18 protein-coding genes and 2 pseudogenes are annotated in these 21,436 nt (G+C 74.8%); 10 read left to right on the forward strand and 10 right to left on the reverse strand.

The features are described 5' to 3' along the window. Positions 1 to 21: 21 nt before the first annotated feature. Together ABZ340_RS10540 and ABZ340_RS10545 are read right to left on the reverse strand one after the other, a co-directional pair. A complete protein-coding gene (locus ABZ340_RS10540; RefSeq protein WP_358781365.1) occupies positions 22 to 1,056 on the reverse strand; it encodes a lactonase family protein in 1,035 nt (344 codons plus the stop codon). A gap of 131 nt (positions 1,057 to 1,187) precedes the next feature. Continuing rightward, positions 1,188 to 2,681 (reverse strand): FUSC family protein, encoded by a 1,494-nt coding sequence (locus ABZ340_RS10545; protein WP_358781366.1) that lies wholly within the window; start codon positions 2,679 to 2,681, stop codon positions 1,188 to 1,190. A 271-nt stretch (positions 2,682 to 2,952) separates the two neighbouring features. Between ABZ340_RS10545 and ABZ340_RS10550 the strand changes: the two genes are divergently transcribed. The 5 genes and pseudogenes from ABZ340_RS10550 (at position 2,953) to ABZ340_RS10570 (ending at position 8,140) form a co-directional block, all read left to right on the forward strand. Then, on the forward strand, positions 2,953 to 3,429 hold the full coding sequence (locus ABZ340_RS10550) for an Lrp/AsnC family transcriptional regulator (RefSeq protein ID WP_358781367.1): 477 nt from the start codon (positions 2,953 to 2,955) through the stop codon (positions 3,427 to 3,429). A 44-nt stretch (positions 3,430 to 3,473) separates the two neighbouring features. Then, on the forward strand, positions 3,474 to 4,169 hold the full coding sequence (locus ABZ340_RS10555; RefSeq protein WP_358781368.1) for an HAD family phosphatase: 696 nt from the start codon (positions 3,474 to 3,476) through the stop codon (positions 4,167 to 4,169). 133 nt (positions 4,170 to 4,302) lie between these two features. Beyond that, a pseudogene (locus ABZ340_RS10560) lies at positions 4,303 to 4,677 on the forward strand (carboxyl transferase domain-containing protein); the annotation flags it as partial. A gap of 25 nt (positions 4,678 to 4,702) precedes the next feature. Further along, positions 4,703 to 6,665, forward strand: a pseudogene (locus tag ABZ340_RS10565) (beta-L-arabinofuranosidase domain-containing protein); the annotation flags it as partial. Between the two features lie 278 nt (positions 6,666 to 6,943). Beyond that, on the forward strand, positions 6,944 to 8,140 hold the full coding sequence (locus ABZ340_RS10570; protein WP_358781369.1) for a cytochrome P450: 1,197 nt from the start codon (positions 6,944 to 6,946) through the stop codon (positions 8,138 to 8,140). 94 nt (positions 8,141 to 8,234) lie between these two features. Here the strand turns inward: ABZ340_RS10570 and ABZ340_RS10575 are convergent, their stop codons facing one another. Beyond that, entirely contained in the window at positions 8,235 to 9,074 is an 840-nt protein-coding gene (locus tag ABZ340_RS10575) for a LysR substrate-binding domain-containing protein (RefSeq protein WP_358781370.1), read from the reverse strand. A gap of 127 nt (positions 9,075 to 9,201) precedes the next feature. Between ABZ340_RS10575 and ABZ340_RS10580 the strand changes: the two genes are divergently transcribed. Next, on the forward strand, positions 9,202 to 9,591 hold the full coding sequence (locus tag ABZ340_RS10580) for a DUF5997 family protein (RefSeq protein WP_358781371.1): 390 nt from the start codon (positions 9,202 to 9,204) through the stop codon (positions 9,589 to 9,591). A gap of 110 nt (positions 9,592 to 9,701) precedes the next feature. Continuing rightward, positions 9,702 to 10,130 carry a DUF2267 domain-containing protein gene (locus tag ABZ340_RS10585; protein ID WP_358781372.1) on the forward strand — a complete coding sequence of 143 codons (429 nt, stop codon included), beginning with the start codon at positions 9,702 to 9,704 and terminating at the stop codon, positions 10,128 to 10,130. A gap of 185 nt (positions 10,131 to 10,315) precedes the next feature. On the opposite strand, the gene ABZ340_RS10590 is transcribed toward ABZ340_RS10585, so the two are convergent. The 7 genes from ABZ340_RS10590 to ABZ340_RS10620 form a co-directional block, all read right to left on the reverse strand. Next, the gene (locus ABZ340_RS10590) at positions 10,316 to 10,921 is read right to left on the reverse strand and encodes an ATP-binding protein (RefSeq protein ID WP_358781373.1); all 606 of its coding nucleotides are present in this window, start codon (positions 10,919 to 10,921) and stop codon (positions 10,316 to 10,318) included. Positions 10,922 to 10,926: 5 nt separating this feature from the next. Next, a complete protein-coding gene (locus ABZ340_RS10595; protein ID WP_358781374.1) occupies positions 10,927 to 11,418 on the reverse strand; it encodes a DUF1360 domain-containing protein in 492 nt (163 codons plus the stop codon). A gap of 160 nt (positions 11,419 to 11,578) precedes the next feature. Further along, complete coding sequence (locus tag ABZ340_RS10600) at positions 11,579 to 11,965, reverse strand: DUF2267 domain-containing protein (RefSeq protein ID WP_358781375.1); 387 nt, start codon at positions 11,963 to 11,965, stop codon at positions 11,579 to 11,581. Positions 11,966 to 12,259: 294 nt separating this feature from the next. Continuing rightward, a complete protein-coding gene (locus ABZ340_RS10605; RefSeq protein WP_358781376.1) occupies positions 12,260 to 13,480 on the reverse strand; it encodes an XdhC/CoxI family protein in 1,221 nt (406 codons plus the stop codon). Beyond that, on the reverse strand, positions 13,473 to 15,602 hold the full coding sequence (locus ABZ340_RS10610) for a xanthine dehydrogenase family protein molybdopterin-binding subunit (protein ID WP_358781377.1): 2,130 nt from the start codon (positions 15,600 to 15,602) through the stop codon (positions 13,473 to 13,475). Before ABZ340_RS10610 ends, ABZ340_RS10605 begins: the two co-directional genes overlap by 8 nt. Next, on the reverse strand, positions 15,599 to 16,591 hold the full coding sequence (locus ABZ340_RS10615) for a xanthine dehydrogenase family protein subunit M (protein WP_358781378.1): 993 nt from the start codon (positions 16,589 to 16,591) through the stop codon (positions 15,599 to 15,601). The genes ABZ340_RS10610 and ABZ340_RS10615 overlap by 4 nt, the downstream gene beginning before the upstream one ends. Further along, entirely contained in the window at positions 16,588 to 17,139 is a 552-nt protein-coding gene (locus ABZ340_RS10620; RefSeq protein WP_358781379.1) for a 2Fe-2S iron-sulfur cluster-binding protein, read from the reverse strand. The genes ABZ340_RS10615 and ABZ340_RS10620 overlap by 4 nt, the downstream gene beginning before the upstream one ends. A 460-nt stretch (positions 17,140 to 17,599) precedes the next feature. Between ABZ340_RS10620 and ABZ340_RS10625 the strand changes: the two genes are divergently transcribed. The 3 genes from ABZ340_RS10625 (at position 17,600) to ABZ340_RS10635 (ending at position 21,322) form a co-directional block, all read left to right on the forward strand. Next, on the forward strand, positions 17,600 to 18,181 hold the full coding sequence (locus ABZ340_RS10625) for a TetR/AcrR family transcriptional regulator (RefSeq protein ID WP_358781380.1): 582 nt from the start codon (positions 17,600 to 17,602) through the stop codon (positions 18,179 to 18,181). Positions 18,182 to 18,431: 250 nt separating this feature from the next. Continuing rightward, entirely contained in the window at positions 18,432 to 19,565 is a 1,134-nt protein-coding gene (locus ABZ340_RS10630; RefSeq protein ID WP_358781381.1) for a GDSL-type esterase/lipase family protein, read from the forward strand. A 122-nt stretch (positions 19,566 to 19,687) separates the two neighbouring features. Beyond that, positions 19,688 to 21,322 (forward strand): cellulase family glycosylhydrolase, encoded by a 1,635-nt coding sequence (locus ABZ340_RS10635; protein ID WP_358781382.1) that lies wholly within the window; start codon positions 19,688 to 19,690, stop codon positions 21,320 to 21,322. The last annotated feature ends 114 nt before the right edge of the window (positions 21,323 to 21,436 follow it).

Here is a 21,436-nt window from a genome sequence, read left to right on the forward strand (position 1 = left end):
CGCCGGGAGGGCCGCCGCGGCTCAGCCGAGGACCACGCAGGAGGCCGCCGGCACCTTGAGGGAACCGCCGCGCCGCGGCATCCCGGTCTCCGCGTCGAGGGCGAACCAGGTCACGTCACCGGACCGCTCGTTCGCCGCGTACAGGACGCCGTCCGACTCGGCGATCGCCCGCGGCCAGTGGCCCCCGCAGGGGACCGTGCCGAGCAGCCGCAGGGTCTCCCCCTCGACGGCGAGGACCGACAGGACGTCCTCGCCGCGGGTCGCGGTCCACACGAAGCGGCCGTCGGGCGAGACGACGACGCCCGAGGGGTAGGCGTCGCCCGCCGGGGCACCGGGCAGCACCGGGGTCTCGGCGAGCGGGCGCAGGGTGCCGTCGGCCGCGTCCCAGCGGCACACGGTGACGGTCGGGGTGAGTTCGTTGAGCACGTAGGCGCGGGTACCGTCCGGGTGGAAGGCCAGGTGCCGCGGCCCCGAGCCGGGCCGCAGCGCGGTCTCCCGGTGCACGGCCGGCACCCCGTCCGTCAGCGTGCACACCCGCACGGAGTCCGTGCCGAGGTCGACGCTGACCGCCCACCTCCCGCTCGGGTCCGACTGCACCTGGTGGGCGTGCGGGCCCTGCTGGCGCGGGGTGTGCGGGCCCGATCCGGTGTGCCGGAGCACGCCGGACGCGGCCCGGGCGAGGGTGCCGTCGGCGCGCAGCGGTACGGCGCTGACGCTGCCGGAGCCGTAGTTCGCGGTCAGGACGTGACCGGCGAACAGGCCGAGGTGGGTGGGCCCGCTGCCGTCGACGGGCACGGGCGGTCCGGCGGGCTCGGGCTCGTCCCCGTGCACGCGGTAGGCGGCCACCGCGCCGTCGGCGGTCTCGCTGACGGCGTAGAGCATGTCTCCGTCCGGCGACAGGGCCAGGTAGGAGGGGTCCGGTACGCCGTTCAGGGTGCTCAGGGGGGTCAGCGCGCCGGTGTCCGCGGCAACCGCCGCCGTCACGATCCCGGGGCCTCCGGCCGCCGTGAACGACCCGATGAACGCCCGCCGCTGCCGCCTGCCGCCGTCTGCCACCGCTGTCCCCTCTCGTCCTGTGCTGCCGTCCGGGGTGACGGTAGCAGCCGGCCGATCAAGGTCTAGACCAGACGCGCGAAGAGCCGGGGCCCGGACCGGCCGAGGACGGCCCGCCCGCTCGCCGTCCGGCCTCAGGCCCCGACCAGCGGCGTCCCCGGCCCGGCCCGCAGCGGCACGGCGAGCTCGGCCAGGGCCCGCTCCAGGCCGTGGAGGTGGGCCAGCGCGGGTTCCGCGGCGGGCTCCCGGCCGGTCTCCCGCGCGGGGACGGCACCGCCCCCGGTGAGCGCCTCGACGGCGGACTCCACGCGCCAGCAGGCGGCGGCGAGGCGGGCGTCGTGCGAGGCCACCGGGTCGGCGGCCACGGCGACCAGGCCGCGGATCTCCCGGGCGCAGTCGTCGAGCAGGGCGAGGACCCGGCGGGCGCGCCGCTTGCGGCCGAGCGCCGGGTTCAGCGGGTGCACCAGCGGGGCGACGGACAGCCGTACCCGGCCGAGGAGCTGCTCCAGCTCGGCCACCCGGGGCACCGGGTCGGCGTTCTCGTCCCCGGCCAGGCGGGCGGCGGCCTCGGCGGTGCAGGCGTGGACGCAGCGCAGCGCGCGCTGGATCCAGGCGTCGGTGACGGCGTGGGTGGTCACGGGCAGGACGAGGAGCACGGCGAGGACGACGCCGAGCGCGCCCACCGCGGTCTCGGCCAGGCGCAGGGCGAGCAGGCCGGGGGTGAGGACGCCCAGGAGGCCGTACAGCGAGGCGGCGAGCACCGTCACGCACAGCATCATCCAGGTGTACGACACGGCGGCCGTGTAGAAGATGCCGAAGACGCAGACGGCGACGAGCACGGCGGTGGGCACGGCGGCACCGTGCGCGGGCACGGCGACGAGCAGGCCGAGGGCGATGCCGAGGACGGTGCCGAGGACCCGCCGGAAGCCGCGGACGAGGGTCTCGCCGCGCGAGGTGGTGTTGACGAAGATCCACCAGGTGGCGCCGACGGCCCAGTACCAGCGCTGCCCGGAGACCAGCTGGCCCACGACGAGGGCGAAGCCCGCGCCGGCGGTCGCCTGGACCGCCTGGCGCGTGGTCACGCGGGCGAGGCCCGTCCCGCCGGGCGGGGCGGGCACGGGGGCGGGCGGGAGGCGGCGCTCGTAGCACCACAGGCCGAAGCGCACCGCGGCGGCGGTGAGCACGGACAGCAGGACGGACGCGTACAGCTCGGGCAGCCGGGCGGGGGTCGCGTGCAGGAACTGCGCCACGAAGTAGGTCATGAACGCGAACACGCCGAGGCTGTGCCCGCGCGGTCCCCAGCGGCGCGCGTACACGCCCGCGCCGACGAGGGCGAGGAAGGTGAGGTCGCGGGCGACGGGGTGGTCGTGCAGGACGGCCGCGGCGGTGAGGACGGGCAGGCCGACGGCCGGCAGCAGCGCGGTGGTGACCGCCTGCCCGCGGACCGTGGCGTCGGTGACGGTGAACAGGGCGAGCAGGGCGGCGAGCCCGCCGGTGACCGCGCCCTGGAGGGAGTGTCCGGCCAGGCCGCAGACGACGACGGCCAGTCCGATGCCGAGGACGGCCCGCGTGGCGAAGCGCAACCGTGTCCGCCCCGGATCCGGAGCCACGAACACCCTTTTCAGCACTGATTACCGCCCCCTTCGTTCACTGATCATCGACCGGCATGAAAAAGGCGCCGCGGGATCCGCAGCGCCATCGACGTATCCATATCAGCATCCCGACTGCCAGTGGCTCAAGAGCTCGCTTTCCCACTGGTCCATTGGCACACCCCAGGGTGCATCGGCTTGGCCGTGAGCAGGCCAACGGCCCAGGACAGGTGGTCCGCTCGTCCGGCACCCGGCTGGGCCATTGGTACAGTCGGGAACGATCACCGAGGGACGAGGAGGCCGGGGCGCCGTGGCCGTGGACGAGCTGGACACCCGCATCCTGCGGCTGCTGCTGGAGCAGCCGCGCACCAGCGTGCGCGAGTACGCCCGCATCCTCGGCGTCGCGCGCGGCACGGTGCAGGCCCGTCTGGACCGGCTGGAGCGGGAGGGTGTCATCACCGGCACGGGGCCCGTCCTCTCCCCCGCCGCGCTCGGCCACCCGGTGCTCGCCTTCGTGCACATCGAGGTCACCCAGGGCCACCTGGACGACGTGGGCGACGCGCTCGCCGCGGTCCCCGAGATCGTCGAGGCGTTCTCCATCACCGGTGGCGGGGATCTGCTGACCCGGGTCGTGGCGCGGGACAACGCCCACCTGGAGGACGTGATCCAGAAGCTGATCAGCCTGCCCGGCGTGGTGCGCACCCGCACCGAGGTGGCGCTGCGCGAGCGGGTCCCGTACCGGCTGCTGCCGCTGGTGGAGTCGCTCGGCCGCGGCGCCCGGGGCTGATCCCGCCGTTCCGGGGCCCGCACGGTCTTTGACATCCTGGGCCCATGAGCACTCTCGGTGATGTCTCGGTCATCTTCGATCTCGACGGAACGCTCGTGGACAGCGAGCCGAACTACTACGAAGCGGGCCGGCAGATCCTCGCCGAACACGGCGTCCCGGACTTCACCTGGGAGCAGCACGAGGAGTACGTCGGCATCAGCACGCGGGAGACGGTCGCCGACTGGAAGGAGCGGTACGGCCTGGCGGCCCCGGTGGAGGAGCTGGTCGCCGCCAAGAACCGCCGTTATCTGGAGCTGGCCCGCGCCTCGACCCGCGTATATCCCGAGATGCGGAAGTTCGTCGAGCTGCTGGCGGCCGAGCAGGTGCCCATGGCCGTGGCCTCGGGTTCGTCGCCGCAGGCCATCGCGGTGATCCTGGCCGGGACCGGACTGGACGCGTATCTGCGCACCGTCGTCTCGGCCGACGAGGTCGCCCGGGGCAAGCCCGCCCCCGACGTGTTCCTGGAGGCCGCCCGCCGCCTCGGCGCGCGCCCGGCCGACTGCGTGGTGCTGGAGGACGCCGCCCCGGGCGCCGCCGCGGCGCACGCCGCCGGGATGCGGTGCATCGCGATCCCGTACGTCCCCGCCCAGGCCACCGCCCCGGAGTTCGCCACCGCCGGGCTGCTGCTGCGCGGCGGCCAGCGGGAGTTCACGGCGCGGGCCGCGTACGACTGGCTCGTGCGGTCGGCCCCGTCCTCCTGATCCCGCCGGTGGGCGGACGGGCGCGGCTCCCGCGCGGTGCGGGCCGGGCCCGGCGCGGTGCGCCGCGGTGCGGGGCCACCGGCCGCGGTGGGCCTCGTCCCGGCGGGCGCGCGGACCGGCGAGCCTCTCCTCGGTGCGCCACGCCGGTGACCGGTGCGTCCTGCGCGGCTACGCCCGCCTCTTCGTCACGGGCGCCCATCTGCGGGTGCCGCTGGTCAGCCTGGTGCTGCGCAAGGCGTACGGACTCGGCGCGATGGGCCTGATGGGCGGCTCCACCCGCGCTCCCCTGACCACCGCCGCCCGGCCGAGCGGCGAGTCCGGCGGCATGGGCCTGGAGGGCGCGGTCCGCCTCGGTCACCGCAAGGAGCCGGAGGCGATCGCGGACCCCGGGGAGCGGCGGCGCGCCTTCGAGGCACGGGTGGCGGAGCTGTACGAGCACGGCAAGGCCGTGAACGCGGCGGCGGCACTGGAGATCGACGCGGTGATCGATCCGGCGGAGTCGCGGGGGTGGATCCTGAGCGCGCGGGAGGGGTGGCCGCTCCCCCTTCGGCGCCGATCCCGTCTTCGCGGGCGCCTTCGGGGGGGGTGCGACGTGTGGTCGCGGGCCCTCGCCGCGGACGAGATCGCCCGGTCGCAGGACCGTCCGGGGCGACGGCGACCTCGTCTCGTACGCCTTCGACGAGACGGCCGGCGGCACCTTCGCGGACGCCTCCGGCCGGGGCCTGACCGCCACCCGGCGCCGCACCTGGGGCGTGCCCAGCCACCCCGGGTTCCTCGCCGTGTATCCCGAGACGCGGTTCATCCGGCTCGAGTCGATGACCGCCGGCGACTACACCGAGGTGTGGGCGCCGTACTCCACCGCGCACAAGATCCTGCGGGGGCTGCTGGACGCCCGTCTCGCCGCGGACGACGACCGGGCACCGGACCTCGCGTCCGCCCTGTGCGACTGGATGCGCTCCCGGCTGTCGAGACTGCCCGCCGCCACCCTCCAGCGCATGGGGGGCCTGTTCTCCAGCGGGGAGTCCGGCGGCATCGTCGAGGCGGTCTGCGGCCTGTACGCCCTCACCAGCCGGTCCGAACACCTCGCGCTGGCCCGCCTGTTCGGCCTGGGCCGGCTCATCGACGCCTGCGTCGCCGACCGCGACGTCCTCGACGGGCTGCACGCCAACCAGCACATCCCGATCTTCACCGGGTACGTGCGGCTGTACGACGAGACCGGCGAGGAGCGCTGCCTCACCGCCGCGAAGACCTTCTGGCACATGGTCGTGCCGCACCGCATGTACGGCATCGGCGGCACCAGCAGCGGCGAGTTCCGGCAGGCGCGGGACGTCGTCGCGGGCACGCTCGGCGCCCCCACCGCCGAGACGTGCTGTGCCTACGACCTGCTCGAGCTGAGCCGGACGCTGCTCTTCCACGAGCCGGACCCGGCCTCCATGGACCACTGCGAGCGGGCCCTGTACAACCAGGTGCCCGGCTCCAAGCAGGACCGGCCGGACGCCGAGAGGCCGCTCGTCACCCACTTCATCGGGCTGACGCCCGGCCAGGTGCGGGACTGCACGCCCGAGCAGGGCACGATCTGCTGCGAGGGCACCGGCACGGAGAGCGCCACGAAGTACCAGGACTCGGTGTACTTCGCGCAGGCCGACGGCAGCGCCCTGTACGTCACCCTCTGCAGCCCGTCCACACCGGCCTGGGCCGAGAAGGGCGTCACCGTCACCCAGACCACGGATTTCCCCGCGAGCAGGGGACCACCCTCGCCCTCGGCGGCGGCAGCGCCTCCTTCGCGCTGCGGCTGCGGGTGCCGTCGTGGGCGGCGGCCGGGCCGGGTTCCGGGTGACCGTCAACGGCCGGGCGGGTGACCGTCAACGGCCGGGCGGGTGACCGTCAACGGCCGGGCGGGTGACCGTCAACGGCAGGGCGGTGCCGGGCACCGCGCCCGGGGAGCTGCTTCACCGTGTCCCGGACGTGGCGGCGCGGCGACACCGTGCGCGCGGGTGTCCCGTTCCGGCTGCGGGTGGAGAGGACGCCCGACGACCCGTCGCCGCAGACCCTCTTCCTCGGGCCGGTCGACCTGGTCGCCCGCGACGCCCGTACCGCCTTCTTCGAGCTGGGGCTGTACCGCGACGCGGGGCTCTCCGGCGACCTGCTGCCCTCGCTCACCCCCGTCCCCGGCGAGCCGCTGCACCACACCCTGGACGGCATCGAGCCGACGCCGTTCTTCGAGGGGACCGAGGCCCCCTTCCACGCCTGCTGCCGGCGGTCCGAGCCCCGGGCCGTCTTCGGCACCCTCGACGCGGGCGTCGCCAACCCGGCGCGGCCCGACGGCACCACGCTGCTGGACGAGGTCTGGGCGGAAGCGCCGTTCGACGGGAAGGGGGCGCTGGTGGCCCGGGTCCGGTCGACGGTGGACGCGTGGGTGTCCGAGGGGGTGCTCGGACGGGCCGACGGCGCCCGGGGGGGGTGGAGACGGCGCGGAAGGCGTCGTACGCGCCGTGAGGGGCGCGTGGGTGCGGGGAAGGTGTGAGAGGGCGCAGGCGGGCGCGGGGAAGGTGTGCGAGGAAGGGCGCGTCGGCGGCGGAGAGATTTCGCCGGGAACACCGGTTGTTCCGCCGCCTCCGTCCGCACGTGGAACGCCCCACGCGGTGCGCTCATCGAGCATTTCCCGCCACGGCCGGCGCAGCTGCCGGGAATCGAGTGGTTCTGCCCTTGGGCGGCGCCCGGCGCGAGGGGCACCATGTCCACAGCTCCGCAACCAGCCCAGTGAGGTGGTCCCCATGGACGTCGTCGACCTGGCCGCGCTCGGTGAGTCGTTCACCCGCGACCCCTACCCCGTGTACGCCCGGTTACGGGCCCAGGGGCCGGTGCACCGCATCCGGATGCCGGAAGGGGGCGCTTCGGCCTGGCTCGTCGTCGGGTACGAAGCCGGGCGTGCCGCGCTGGCGGACTCCCGCCTCTCCAAGGACTGGGACAAGGCGTCCCCCGCTCTCCCCCTGGGCTCCGTCTCCCCGGGCCCGCACATGCTCAGGGCCGACCCGCCGGACCACACGCGGCTGCGGAAACTGGTCGCCCGGGAGTTCACCTCACGCCGGGTGGAGGAACTCGCGCCGCGCATCCAGAAGACCACCGACGCGCTCCTGGACCGGATGCTCACCGCTCCCGACGGGCGGGCCGACCTCGTCGAGGCGCTGTCCTTCCCGCTGCCCATCTCCGTGATCTGCGAACTCCTCGGCGTCCCCGACCTGGACCGCGCGTCCTTCCGGGCCTGGTCGAACGACGCCCTCGGCGCCACCGACCCCGAAGTCCGCAAGACCGCGGCGGCCTCGATGGCCCGGTACATCGCGGAGTTGGTGGAGGACAAGCGGCAGCGGCCCGGTGACGACCTCCTGAGCGCGCTGATGCACGGCTCCGGCGACGACGGCGACAGGCTGTCCCACGAGGAACTCGTCGGCATGGCCTGGCTGTTGCTCGTGGCGGGCCACGAGACCACCGTGAACCTCATCTCCAACGGCGTACTCGCCCTGCTCACCCACCCCGAGCAGCTGGCGGCCCTGCGCGCGGACGCGTCCCTCATCGACAACGCGGTCGAGGAGGTGCTGCGCTACGAGGGACCCGTCGAGACCCCCACGTACCGGTTCACCACCGAGCCGCTGACCATCGGCGACACGGTCGTCCCCGGGGGCGGCGAACTGGTCCTCGTGGCGTTGGCCGACGCCGACCGCGATCCCGCGCGCTTCCCCTCACCCGACCGCTTCGACATCTCCCGTGACAGCCGCGGCCACGTGGCCTTCGGCCACGGCATCCACTACTGCCTGGGCGCGCCGCTGGCCCGCCTCGAAGCGCGCATCGCCATCGGGACACTGCTGGACCGCTGCCCCGGCCTGTCCCTGGACATCCACCCCGCGGCGATCACCTGGCGCCCGGGAATGATGATCCGCGGCCCGCTGAGCCTGCCCGTACGGTTCACCCGGTAGGACACGGTCGGTTCATCCGGCAGGACACGTCGGTTCATCCGGCAGGACACGTCGGTTCATCCGGCAGGACACGGTGCGGAGGGGCGTTCTCCGGTCAGGACCGGCGGCGGGGGCCGCCGCGCCGGCCGCCGCTCTTCGGGGTGGATCCGGAGCCCCGGCGCGGGGTCTTGCCGGCCGGCTTTCCGGCAGCCGACCTGCCCCCCGCCGACTTCGCCCCCGCCGGCTTCCCGGCCGCCTTGCCCCCGGCCTGCTTTCCCGCCGCGGGCTTGCGTCCGGCGCCGCCCGTGCCGGTGCGCTGCGACTCGGCCTGCTCCGGGGCCTGCCTGCGGCCCCGGGTGCTGTTGACGGTCCGGCCGCGGACGATGCCGATGAAGTCCTCCACCAGGTCGGTGGTCGCCCCCTCCGGCCAGGACAGCGCCACGCTCGACGTGGGAGCGTCGGTGAGCGGCCGGTGGGTGAGGTCCTTGCGGTGGTGCAGCCGGGCCAGCGACAGCGGGACCACGAGCACGCCGATCCCGGCCGCCACCAGCTCCACGGCGTCCGCCGTGGTGGCGGGGCGCTCGAACGCGGGCCGGCCCGGGAGCCGCTCCCAGCCGAGGACGTCGTCGAGCGGGTGCAGCACGATCTCGTCGGCCAGGTCCGCGACCGACACCTCGTCGGCCGCCGTGACGAGATGGTCCTTCGGGACCACCACGACCGTCGTCTCGGTGTAGAGCGGGATCGCGCTGAGGACCGTCCGGTCCACGGGCAGCCGCACCAGGCCCGCGTCGGCGTCGCCGGCCAGCAGCACGCCGCTCGCGTCGGCGGCGGGGACCTGGGCCAGCGACAGCGGAACGCCGGGCAGCCGCTCGTGCCAGATGCGCACCCACTTGTCGGGCATCACACCCGGGACGTACGCGAGCCGGAACGAGGCGGGTTCTTCCGAGGCTGTCACCTGGCCAGGTTACCGGGCGTGGCCGTCGGGCGGGGCCGTCAGGGCTGGTCACCGGGGCCGGCGCGGTCGCCGGGATGGACGCCGGGAGTGGTCATCGGTCGCGCGCATGCTCGATACCCTGGATGTCATGACCCAGCACCAGAGCACCCAGACGATGAAGCCCGCGACCGCGGCCAAGAAGCTGGGTGTGTACCTCGAGGCCACACCCGCCGACTTCCGGGAGGGTGTCGTCTCGCGCGCCGAGCTCAACGCGCTCCAGGCCGACCCGCCCGAGTGGCTGCGGGAACTGCGCCGCACCGGCCCGCACCCCCGCCCGGTCGTGGCGGCCAAGCTGGGCGTCTCCATCGCGGGCCTGCACCGGGGCGGGATCACCGAGCCCCTCACCACCGAGCAGATCGAGGCGCTGAAGCAGGAGCGTCCCGAGTGGCTGGAGCGTGAGCAGGCGCTCCAGGCGGAGGTCCGCAAGGAGGCGGCGCGCGTGAAGAAGCTGCACGCGGAGCGCGCCCAGGCTTCCTGACCGCCGCCGAGTCCTCGGCCGTCGGCCGCCCCGGTGTCACCCTCCCCGTACCGGACACTCGTCGCACACACGCACCTGAGTGTCCCGAGGAGCCCGAGGAGTGGGTGCCGATGAAGTACGACGATCTGGTCCGGACCGTTCAGGAGCAGAGCCACGCGGCCGGCCGGGACGAGGCCGGGCGGACGGTGTCGGCCGTGCTCCGCACCCTGGCCGAGCGGCTCCCCGAGGGGCTGGCCGAGCATCTGGCGGCCCAGCTGCCGCACGAGCTGGCCGAGGCGGTCTCCCCGGCTCGGGCGGCGGGGGACGGAGACGGGCACGCGCGGAGTACCGGAGAGCGCTTCGACCTCACCGCGTTCGCCGGCCGGGTGGCCTGGCGGGCCGGTATCACCGAGGAGGCCGCGCTCCAGCGCTCCGCCGTGGTGCTGAACGTGCTGGACGCCTTCGTCTCCCCCGAGGAGATGACCAAGGTGGCGGGTGCGCTGCCCGCGGACATCCGGGAGCTGCTGCCGACGACACGCGCCGTGGAGAGGGAGTCCTGAGGCCGACCGGTTGGCCGGCGGAGCGGACGGGCAGCTCATCGGCCCGACGGCTCCGGAGCCCGCGCCGCATCGGCTCCGGTCCCGTTCCGACTCACCGGCTCCGGTCCCGTTCCGGCTCACCGGCTCCGGTCCCGTTCCGGCTCACCGGCTCCGGTCTCGTTCCGGCTCACCGGCTCCGGGGGTGTCTATCCGGCCGCGGCGGGCGGCGGCCGTACTTCGAAACCGCCGCGGCCGTCGAAGCGGACGTCCAGCACGGCGTCGAAGCCGTCCTCGCGCGTCGGCCGCCGCAGCCGTCTCAGCGTGGCGTGGACGCCGACGTCCGGGACCCGGTCGCGCCCGGTGCGCGCGGCGTTGCGCCGCAGGGAACCGGCGAGGTCGGGCGGGAACCAGTAGGCGACGACGACGGCACCGTACAGGTGCCCGGCCGCCACCAGCGGGCCCCATTCCTCGGGAGAGGGGTTGGTGTTGTCGACCACCACCGACCGGCCGGCGGCCAGCGCCTCCTCGACGAGCCGCATCTGCCGGGCCTGCTTGTTGCGGGCGCCGCGCGGGAACCGGTCCTTGCCGACCAGCGCGCAGCGCCCGGCGAGGACCTGCCCGTAGAAGGTGGACTTTCCCGAGGCCTGGAGTCCGACCAGGACGGCCAGCTCGGGTCTGCCGGCCCCGCCCGGCCGGGCGTCCCCGGGGTTCTCGTTGTCCCCGGTGTTCTCCGCGTTCCTGGTGTTCTCGGTGTTCCTGACGTTCTCGGTCTCCTCGCCCTCCTCGCCGTCCCCGTCCACCGATCCGGTCACCGCGCTCAGCCTTCGGCCTTCTGCTCGGTCAGGCTCCAGGCGTACTGGAGCCAGTCCGCCACGGTGACGGCGGTCAGGCCCGCGCACACCAGGCGGGCCGCCCGCGGGGCGGCGGCGTAGGTGCCCACGAGTGCGCCCGCCACCCAGGCCGAAGTGCAGAACGGGCAGGACACCAGGTCGCCGACGGCCCGGCGCAGCCCACTGCCCCGCGAGACGTCCATCACCTCGTTGGCCTCGCTGTCGCGCTCGCGGCGGGTGAACGGTGCCCGGATGAAACTGGTGACCTTGTCCTTGGACAGCAGCCGGGAGGCCTTGAACGTCGCCGTGCCCAGGAGCGCCACGTCCCAGGGCGGTACCCCGTCGGGCAGCCGCAGCCCACGGCGGCGCGCCACCACGGCGAACAGCCCGACGCCCGCCGCGAAGGTCGTCGTCAGCGCCGCGTAGCCCCCGAGCGGGGTCTCCTCCTCGCCGTCGTACCGCTGCTCACCGTCCGTCATGGGTACCTCCTCGGGAACGCCTGCGGCCGGCCTGTGCCGGCCGGGGCCGAGTGCCCTTTCCCGCCCTGGCCATACGCGGTGCCCTCGCCGTGCCCCCGGATGGGACGGCGGGCCGGATCACCGGTGCCGCCGGGGCCGCGCTCCGGCCCGGGCCGTCGGCTCAGGCCCGTTCCGGCCGGCCGAAGAACTCCGCGTAGTCGGACGGCAGCTGGGCCAGCAGGTGATCGACCTGGCCGCCGGAGACCGCGTCGGCGACGGTGGACAGCACGGCGCTCGCGTCCCACTCCGCGGTCGCCTGCCGGGCGCCGGTCTGCCGGGCCACGCGCCGCAGGAACTCCTCGTGGCCGAAGGTCTCCGGCCGTCCCCGCTCCAGGCGCAGGGCGTCGTCCAGTGGGGCGGGCAGCTGTGCCGCCAGGTCGGCGGCCTCCTCGGGGGTGATCCGGGAGGCGAGCACCCACAGAACCGCCGAACTGACCTGCTCGGCCTCCTCCTGGCTGCGGTACTCCCCGCGGTCGCGGACCTCGGCGAGGAATTCGTCGAGCCTCATGGCCCCCTCCTTCCGTCTGCCCTTCTGCCGACCTGCCGGTCTGCCGACCTGCCGGTCTGCCGACCTGCCGGTCTGCCGGTCTGCCGGTCTGCCGGTCTGCCGGTCTGCCGGTCTGCCGGTCTGCCGGTCTGCCGGTCTGCCGTGGCCGGGTGCCCGTCGCCCGGGCGGCGGAAACGGGCACCGGCCGTCCGGGCGTACGCACCCCGCGGCGGCCGGCCGGCTCCCACCGGCGCGGGCCGGCCGCCGTGCCCCGCCGGGACGGCCTCACCGAGCCGGGTGCGGGACGGCGGCCCCTCAGGCCGCCGTCCCCTCGCCTCCCCGGCGGCCCGCCGTCTCCGCCCCGTCGTCCTGGCGGACCGGCGTCCGCACCCCGCCGTCCCGGTGGCTCGGCGTCCGCACCCCGCCGTCCCGGTGGATCGGTGTCCGCCCCCCGGTCAGCGGGACGCCCGTGCCGCCGCGGCGGGCCGCGACGATCTCGGCCGCGATGGACACGGCGGTCTCCTCCGGTGTGCGGGCGCCCAGGTCGAGGCCGATGGGCGACCTGAGCCGGGCCAGTTCCCGCTCGCTCAGGCCGGCTTCGCGCAGCCGCCGCAGGCGGTCCTCATGGGTGCGGCGCGACCCCATGGCGCCGACGAACGCGACCGGCATGCGGAGCGCTTCCGTCAGCAGCGGTACGTCGAACTTGGCGTCGTGGGTGAGCACGCACAGCACCGTCCGCGCGTCGGTCGGGGTGCGCCGCAGGTAGCGGTGCGGCCAGTCGGCCACGACCTCGTCGGCCTCGGGGAAGCGGGCCCGCGTGGCGAAGACCGGGCGGGCGTCGCACACGGTCACGTGGTGGCCGAGGAACTTGCCGACCCGCACCAGGGCCGCCGCGAAGTCGACCGCGCCGAAGACGATCATGCGGGGCGGTGGCAGGCTCGACTCGACGAGCAGGGTCAGTCCGCCGGGGCAGTGCGTGCCGTCCTCGGAGAGCTCCACCGTGCCGGTGCGGCCGGCCTCCAGCAGGGCCCGGGCCTCGGCCGCCGCCGTGCGGTCCAGCTCCCGGTGGCCGCCGAGGGTGCCCTCGTACGACCCGTCCGCGCGGACGAGCAGGGCGTGGCCGAGGAGTCCGGGCGGGCCCTCGGCGACCCGGGCGAGGGCGGCCGGCTCGCCGTGGGCGGCGGCCGCCAGCGCCGACCGGAGCACCGGCCGGGCGGGCGCGTCCGCGCGGACGGGAGTGACCAGGACGTCGATGGTCCCGCCGCAGGTCAGCCCGACGGCGAAGGCGTCCTCGTCGCTGTAGCCGAACCGTTCGCGCACCGTCCGCCCGTCCTCCAGGGCCTGGACGCACAGGTCGTACACCGCGCCTTCGACGCAGCCGCCGGAGACCGAGCCGATCGCGCCGCCCTCGCCGTCGACGGCGAGGGCGGCGCCGGGACCGCGCGGCGCACTGCCGCCGACGGCGACGACGGTGGCGACGGCGACGTCCCGGCCCTGCTCCAGCAGGCGCCCGAGCTCCCCGGCGATGTCAAGCACGCGGGGCCCCCGCCGCCAGGACGCGGTCGGGCCGGATCGGCAGGTGGCGGTGGCGTACGCCGGTCGCGTGCCAGACGGCGTTGGCGACGGCCGCCGCCGCGCCGACGATGCCGACCTCGCCGACGCCCTTGATGCCGACCGGGTCCTCCGGGTCGCCGTCCTCCACCCAGTCGGCCTCGATACGCGGCACGTCGGCGTGGGCGGCGACGTGGTAGCCGGCGAGGTCGGCACCGTAGGGACCGCCGGTGGCGCGGTCGCGGACCGCCTCCTCGTGCAGGGCCATGGAGATGCCCCAGGTCATGCCGCCGATGAGCTGGTTGCGGGCGGTGAGCGGGTTGACGATGCGGCCCGCGGCGAAGATGCCGAGCATGCGGCGCACCCGCACCTCGCCGGTGGTGACGTCGACGGCGACCTCGGCGAACTGGGCGCCGAAGGAGTGCCGTTCCTTCTGGGCGAGGGCGCCGATGGCCTCGGTGGTGTCGGAGCGCACCGTGATGCCCTCCGGCGGGATCTCGCCGGTCAGGGCGAGCCGCTCGCGCAGCTCCCGGGCGGCCTGGGTGACCGCCCAGGACCAGGAACGGGTGCCCATCGACCCGCCGGCGATCCAGGCGGGCCCGAAGGCGCTGTCGCCGATGTGCACCCGGACCCGCTCGGGGACCGTCTCCAGTGCGTCGGCGGCGACCAGGGTGAGGGCGGTACGGGCGCCGGTGCCGATGTCGGCCGCGGCGATCCGCACCGTGAAGGTGCCGTCCGGCTCGGCGGTCAGCGCCGCGGTGGAGGGCCCGGCGCCGGCCGGGAAGGAGGCGGCGGCCGTGCCGGTGCCCAGCAGCCAGCGTCCGTCGCGGCGCACGCCGGGGCGCGGGTCGCGCTCGGCCCAGCCGAACCGGCGGGCGCCCTCCCGGAAGCAGGCGGCGAGGTTGCGGCCGGCGAACGGCAGCCCGGACACCGGACCCCGCTCGGGCTCGTTGCGCAGGCGCAGCTCGATCGGGTCGAGGCCGCACTTCTCGGCGAGTTCGTCGAGGGCCGACTCCAGCGCGAAGGAGCCGGGCGCCTCGCCCGGGGCGCGCATCCACGTCGGTGAGGGCACGTCGAGCCGTACCAGCTCGTTGGCCGTGCGGTGGGCGTCGGCGTCGTACATCACGCGGGCCGGTCCGGCGCTGGGCTCGACGAACTCGTACACGGTGGACGTCCGGCTGAGCGCGCGGTGCTCCAGTGCGCGCAGCCGCCCGTCGGCGTCGGCGCCGAGCCGGACCCGCTGGACGGTGGGGCTGCGGTGCCCGGCGAGGGAGAACATCTGACGCCGGGTCAGCACGACGCGGACCGGGCGCCGCAGGACGCTCGCGGCCATCGCGGCGGCCACCTGGTGGGCGCGGATGCCCTTGCTGCCGAAGCCGCCGCCGACGTGCTCGGAGCGCACCCGCACCGCGGACGGGTCGAGCGCGAACAGGTTCGCCAGTTCGCTCTGGACCCAGGTGGTGCCCTGGTTGGAGTCGACGACCTCCAGCCGGCCGCCGTCCCACCGGGCGGTCGCCGCGTGCGGCTCCATGGGGTTGTGGTGCTCTTCGGGGGTGGTGTACTCGGCGTCCACGACGACGGCGGACGCGGCGAGCCGGGCCTCCACGTCCCCCTTCTCCGTCACCGCCGGCATGTGCCCGTCCGCCGGGTAGGCGTCGGGGCGGCCGGCCGCGAAGGCGATGTCGTGCGGTTCCTCGTCGTAGTGCACGGCGAGGGTGTCGGCGGCCTCGCGGGCCTGCTCGGGCGTCTCGGCGACGACGAGCGCCACGGGCCAGCCCGCGTGCGGTATCCGGTCGTGCTGGAAGACGGCGGCGGTCGGGTCGGGGATGCCGAGCAGGCCGACGTAGTCGGTGGTCAGGCGCGGGGCGTTGCCGTGGTGGAGCACGGCGAGCACGCCCGGCATGCCGAGCACCGGGTCGGCGTCGACCGCGCGGATGCGGCCGCGGGCGACGGTGGACAGCACCAGCCAGCCGTGGGCGAGGCCGGTGAAGGGGATCTCCGCCGCGTAGCGGGCGGCTCCGGTGACCTTGTCGCGGCCCTCGACGCGGGTGCGCGCGGTGCCGACGGAGGGCGGGGCGGCGGCCGGCCGGATCGGGGCGGTGGTCATCGGGCGGCCTCCTCGGCGAGTTCGGTCAGGACGGCCACCGTGAGATTGCGCATGAGGGTCACCTTGTATCCGTTGTCGGGCAGCGGCCTGGCCGCCGCGAGCTCGGCGTCGGCCGCGGCGGCGAAGGCGTCGGCGGTCGCCGGGGCGCCGGTCAGCGCCCGTTCGGCCGCGCGGGCGCGCCAGGGCCGCGACGCGACCGCGCCGAAGGCCAGCCGTACGTCGCTCACGACGCCGTCGGTGACGTCGAGCGCGGCGGCGACCGAGCCGATCGCGAACGCGTACGAGGCACGCTCGCGCACCTTGCGGTAGCGGGAGCGGGCGGCGACCGGGGCGGGCGGCAGGGTGACGCCGGTGATCAGGGCGCCCGGCGGCAGGGCGGTCTCGCGGTGCGGGGTGTCGCCGACGGGGAGGTAGAAGTCGGCGAGCGGCAGCTCGCCCGGCCCGTCGGCGGTCTCGTACGTCACGACCGCGTCGAAGGCGGCCAGGGCCACGCCCATGTCCGAGGGGTGGACGGCCACGCAGTGCTCGGAGGCGCCGAGGACGGCGTGGTTGTGGTGGACGCCCTCGATGGCGGGGCAGCCGCTGCCGGGAAGGCGCTTGTTGCAGGGCTGGGTCACGTCGGCGAAGTAGCCGCAGCGGGTGCGCTGGAGCAGGTTGCCGCCGACCGTGGCCATGTTGCGCAGCTGTCCCGAGGCGCCGGCCAGCACCGCCTGGGCGAGCGCCGGGTAGCGGCGGCGGACCTCGGGGTGGGCGGCGAGGTCGCTGTTGGTGACGGTGGCACCGATGCGCAGGCCGCCGTCGCCGGCCGGTTCGATGTGGTCCAGGGGCAGGTCGCGGACATCGACGAGCTGGGCGGGGCGCTCGACGCCGGTCTTCATCAGGTCGACGAGGTTGGTGCCGCCGCCGAGACAGCGTGCGTCCGGGTCGGCGGCGAGCAGCGCCACCGCGCCGGAGACGTCGGTGGCACGCCGGTATCCGAACTCCCTCATACGGCCGCCTCCTCGGCACCGGCGGCCCGTGCGACGGCCTGGACGATCGCCACGTACGCGCCGCACCGGCACAGGTTGCCGCTCATCCGTTCCCGTATCTCCTCGGCGGTCAGGGGAGGCGGTCCCGCCTCGGGTCGTACGTCGTCGGTGGCGGCGCTCGGCCAGCCCGCCGCGTGCTCCTCGATGACCGCGACGGCCGAGCAGATCTGGCCCGGTGTGCAGTAGCCGCACTGGTAGCCGTCGAGGTCGAGGAACGCCTGCTGCACCGGGTGCAGTTCCTCGCCGTCGGCGAGGCCCTCGATCGTGGTGATCTCGCGCCCCTCGGCCGCCACCGCCAGTTGCAGGCAGGACACCGCCCGGCGCCCGTCGAGCAGGACGGTGCAGGCACCGCACTGCCCCTGGTCGCAGCCCTTCTTGGTGCCGGTCAGGTCGAGGCGCTCGCGCAGGGCGTCGAGCAGGGTGGTGCGGTGGTCGGCGGACAGCGTGTACTTCTCGCCGTTGACGTGCAGGGTGATGGTGCTGTGGGTCGGCGAGGGGGCTGGGCCCATGATCAGCCTTCCTTCCGTATCCGGATCGGGTCGGGGACGCGCTCCGGGCAGGCGGGTCAGGTCGGGTCGAGTCGTGTCGTGTCGTGTCGGAGGCAGGGGGCAGGGAGGGCAGGGATGCAGGGTGGTACGGGACGGTGACGGGTCTGCCGACGGATCTGCGGGCGGGTCTGCGGATGGGTCTGCGGGCGGGTCTGTGGACGGGGCTGCGGACGGGGCTGCGACGGGGCTGTGTGTGGTGGCAGGGGTGGTACGGGGCGGGTACGTGGCGGCCGGCCGGGCCGGGAACGTGTGGAGGCGGGAGGAAGCGAGCTCGTGACTTCCGGCCGCCGGGTGCCCGTGCCGGCCGTATCCGCCGTATGGTGAAGCACAACCGGACAACTGTCCGTTCACTGGAAACGTAGTGGACAGTTGTCCGCTTAGCAAGGGCCGGAATCCGGCCACGAGTTCGCGAGGAGGACGCGTGCGGCAGCCGGAGAAAGGCTCTCCTCTACGGTCGGACGCGCAGCGCAACCGCAAGCGCATCCTGGAGGCGGCGCTGACCGAGCTGACGCGCTGCGCGGACACCCCGCTGAGCGTGATCGCCAAGAAGGCGGGCGTCGGACAGGGGACGTTCTACCGCAACTTCCCCAACCGCGAGTCGCTCGTCCTGGAGGTCTACCGGTACGAGATGCAGCAGGTCGCCGACGCCGCGGCGCAGCTGCTGGCGACCCGGGAGCCCGAACGGGCGCTGCGCGAGTGGATGGACCGCCTGGCCCGTTTCGCCATGACCAAGGCCGGTCTGGCGGACGCGATCCGCCAGGCCACCAGCGCGCCGGGCAGCCCCGCGAAACCGGGCCCCTCCCCGGTGGTGGCGGCGGCCGAACTCCTGCTCCGCGCAGGCGAGGAGGCGGGCGTCATCCGCCCCGGCGTGAGCGGCGACGACTTCTTTCTCGCCATCGCCGGCCTGTGGCAGATCGACCCACGCGAGGACTGGCAGCCGCGCGCCGGCCGGCTGCTGGATCTCGTGATGGACGGGTTGCGGGCGGGGGCACCCGGCCGCTGACGGCCGGTCATCCCCTGAGGGGCGGGCCACCAGTCAGCCCCTGAAGGGCGGGCCGCTGGAAGTCGGCCACCCCGGCGGGCAGTCGACCACCCCCGGCGGGCAGTCGGCCACCCCCGGCGGACGGTCGGCCGCGCCTCGGAACGGCGAGCCGCCACACTGCCCGCCGCGGCAGTCTTGACGCGTGAATGACAACGATGGCTTGATGCGTTACGGGAGCGCTCCCACACCCCCCTGGAGGAAGGACCCCCCCATGCGCAGCACCCATCCCGCACGCTTACCGGCCCTCCCGGTTCTCGGCCTGCTGGCCACCTTGCTCCTGTCCCTCGGAGTGACGCTCGCCCCGCGCGCCGCGGCCGCACCGGCGGCGAAGGCGGCCGCGGACCCGGTGCGCATCATGCCGCTGGGCGACTCGATCACCGGTTCACCGGGCTGCTGGCGGGCGGTGCTGTGGAACCGGCTGCTGAGCGCCGGGTACACGGACATCGACTTCGTCGGCACCCTCGGCCCCCAGGGCTGCGGCCAGGAGTACGACGGCGACAACGAGGGCCACGGCGGTGAGCTGGTGACCGGCGTGGCCGACCGGAACCTGCTTCCGGCGCGGCTCGCCGCGACCCGCCCCGACATCGTTGTCATGCACTTCGGGACGAACGACGTCTGGAGCAACATCTCCCCGGACCGCATCCTCGCCGCCTACACCAGGCTGGTGGAGCAGATGCGGGCCGACAACCCGGACATGAAGGTCCTCGTCGCGCAGATCATCCCCATGAACCCCGCCACCTGCGCGGAGTGCGCCCAGCGCGTCGTCGAGCTCAACGCGCGCATCCCCGGCTGGGCCCGGGCGACGACCACCGACCGCTCTCCGGTGACCGTCGTCGACCAGTGGACCGGTTTCAGCACGGCCACCGACACCTACGACGGCGTACACCCCAACGCCTCCGGCGACGGCAAGATCGCCGCCCGCTGGTACCCGGCCCTGTCCGCACTGCTCGACGCGGGCACACCGGGAGACCCCGGTGATCCTGGCGATCCGGGTGACCCTGGTGACCCGGGCACCGGCGAGCCCGTCTGCACCGCGTCCTTCCGGGCCGTCTCCACCTGGCAGGGCGGCTACCAGGGCGAGGTCACGGTGACCAACGCGTCCGCCGCGCCCGTCTCCGGCTGGACCGCCACCGTCGTACCGTCCGGCGGCGCACGGGTCACGCAGGTCTGGAACGGCAGCCTCACCACGGCCGCCGACGGCACGGCCACGGTCGCCGCCGCGCCGTGGAACGGCACCCTCGCTCCGGGAGCGAGCACCACCTTCGGCTTCATCGCCGCCGCCTCCGGCGCGTCCGGCACCCCGTCGGCGGCCGTCGGCTGCACGGCACGGGCCGCCACTTCCTGACCCCGCCTCCGCCCCTCTCCGTGAGGCCCCTCTCCGTGAGGCCCCTCTCCCTGAAGCCCTTCTGCCTGAAGTCCTTCTGCCTGAAGTCCCTCTCCGTGAAGCCCCACTCCCCTGGAGCCGCCATGAGATCACCCACCGACACCGTCCCCCGCCTGGCCACCGTCGTGGCCGCCGTGCTGGGGCTCCTCCTGCCCCTGCTCGCCCTCGGCACCCCGGCCCACGCGGCGCCCACCGGCTTCCGCGTCGAGAACGGCCGGCTGCTGGAGGCGTCCGGCAACGACTTCGTGATGCGCGGCGTCAACCACGCCCACGCCTGGTACCCGGACCGGATCGACTCCCTGGCCCACATCAAGGCCAAGGGCGCCAACACCGTCCGTGTGGTCCTCTCCAGCGGTGACCGCTGGACCCGCAACGACACCGCGGACGTGGCGAACGTCGTCGCCGAGTGCAAGCGGAACCGCCTGATCTGCGTCCTGGAGGTGCACGACACCACCGGGTACGGCGAGCAGAGCGGAGCCGTCTCGCTGTCCCGCGCCGCCGACTACTGGATCAGCGTGCAGAGCGCCCTGACGGGGCAAGAGGACTACGTCATCGTCAACATCGGCAACGAGCCGTACGGCAACACCGGCTACGCGAACTGGACCGCCGACACGAAGGCCGCCGTCCAGAAGCTGCGGAACGCCGGATTCGACCACACGATCATGGTGGACGCGCCCAACTGGGGCCAGGACTGGGCGTTCACCATGCGCGACAACGCCGCCTCCGTGTTCGCGGCCGACCCCGACCGCAACACCGTCTTCTCCATCCACATGTACGGCGTCTTCGACACCGCGGCCGAGGTCGGCGACTACCTCGACCGCTTCGTCGCCGCGAAGCTCCCCGTCGTGGTGGGCGAGTTCGGGCACGACCACTCCGACGGCAACCCCGACGAGGACGCCATCCTGTCGGTGACGCAGCGGCTCGGCCTCGGCTACCTCGGCTGGTCCTGGAGCGGCAACGGCGGCGGGGTCGAGTACCTGGACATGGTCACCGGCTTCGACCCGAACCAGCTCACCCCGTGGGGACAGCGGCTCTTCAACGGCGCGAACGGCATCGCCGCCACGGCCGAGGAGGCCGCCGTCTACTCCGGCTCCGGCGGCGACACCACCGCTCCGACCGCCCCCGGGACCCCGGCCGCCTCGGCGGTGACGTCCTCGTCCGTGGCCCTGTCCTGGTCCGCCGCCACCGACGCGACCGGCGTCACCGGCTACGACGTCGTCCGGATCGGCGGCGGGGAGGAGACCGTCGTCGCCCGTACGACGGGCACCTCCGCCACGGTCACCGGCCTCGCACCGGCCACCTCGTACACCTTCGCCGTGTACGCCCGCGACGCCGCCGGCAACCGCTCACAGCGGTCCGGCACGGTGGCGGTGACCACCCCCACCGGTGGTCCGCCGGTCACGTGCGGGGTCGGCTACAAGGTCACGGGCCAGTGGCCCGGCGGCTTCCAGGGCGAGATCGTCCTGCGCAACACCGGCACCTCGGCGATCGACGGCTGGACCCTGCGCTGGACCTTCCCCGACGGCCAGCGCATCACCAACCTGTGGGGCGGCACGGCGGCGCAGGACGGGGCGGAGGTCACCGTCACGTCCGCCTCCTACACCGCCTCCCTCCCCGCGGCGGGCTCCGTCACCCTCGGCTTCACCGCGTCCCGGGGGTCCGCGAACCCCAGCCCCACCGCGTTCACCCTCAACGGTTCCGCCTGCACGGTGGGCTGACGTCCGGGTCCTGGGGCCCCGGGTCCGAGATCCGGAGCCGGGGGCCAGGACCGGGGCTCAGACCCTCCGGGGCCGGCGTCCTGGCCCCGGCTGGGAACCTGAGTCCCTGCTGGG

This window comes from Streptomyces sp. NPDC006134, assembly GCF_040628835.1.
In the GTDB taxonomy this organism is placed as follows: Bacteria; Actinomycetota; Actinomycetes; order Streptomycetales; family Streptomycetaceae; genus Streptomyces.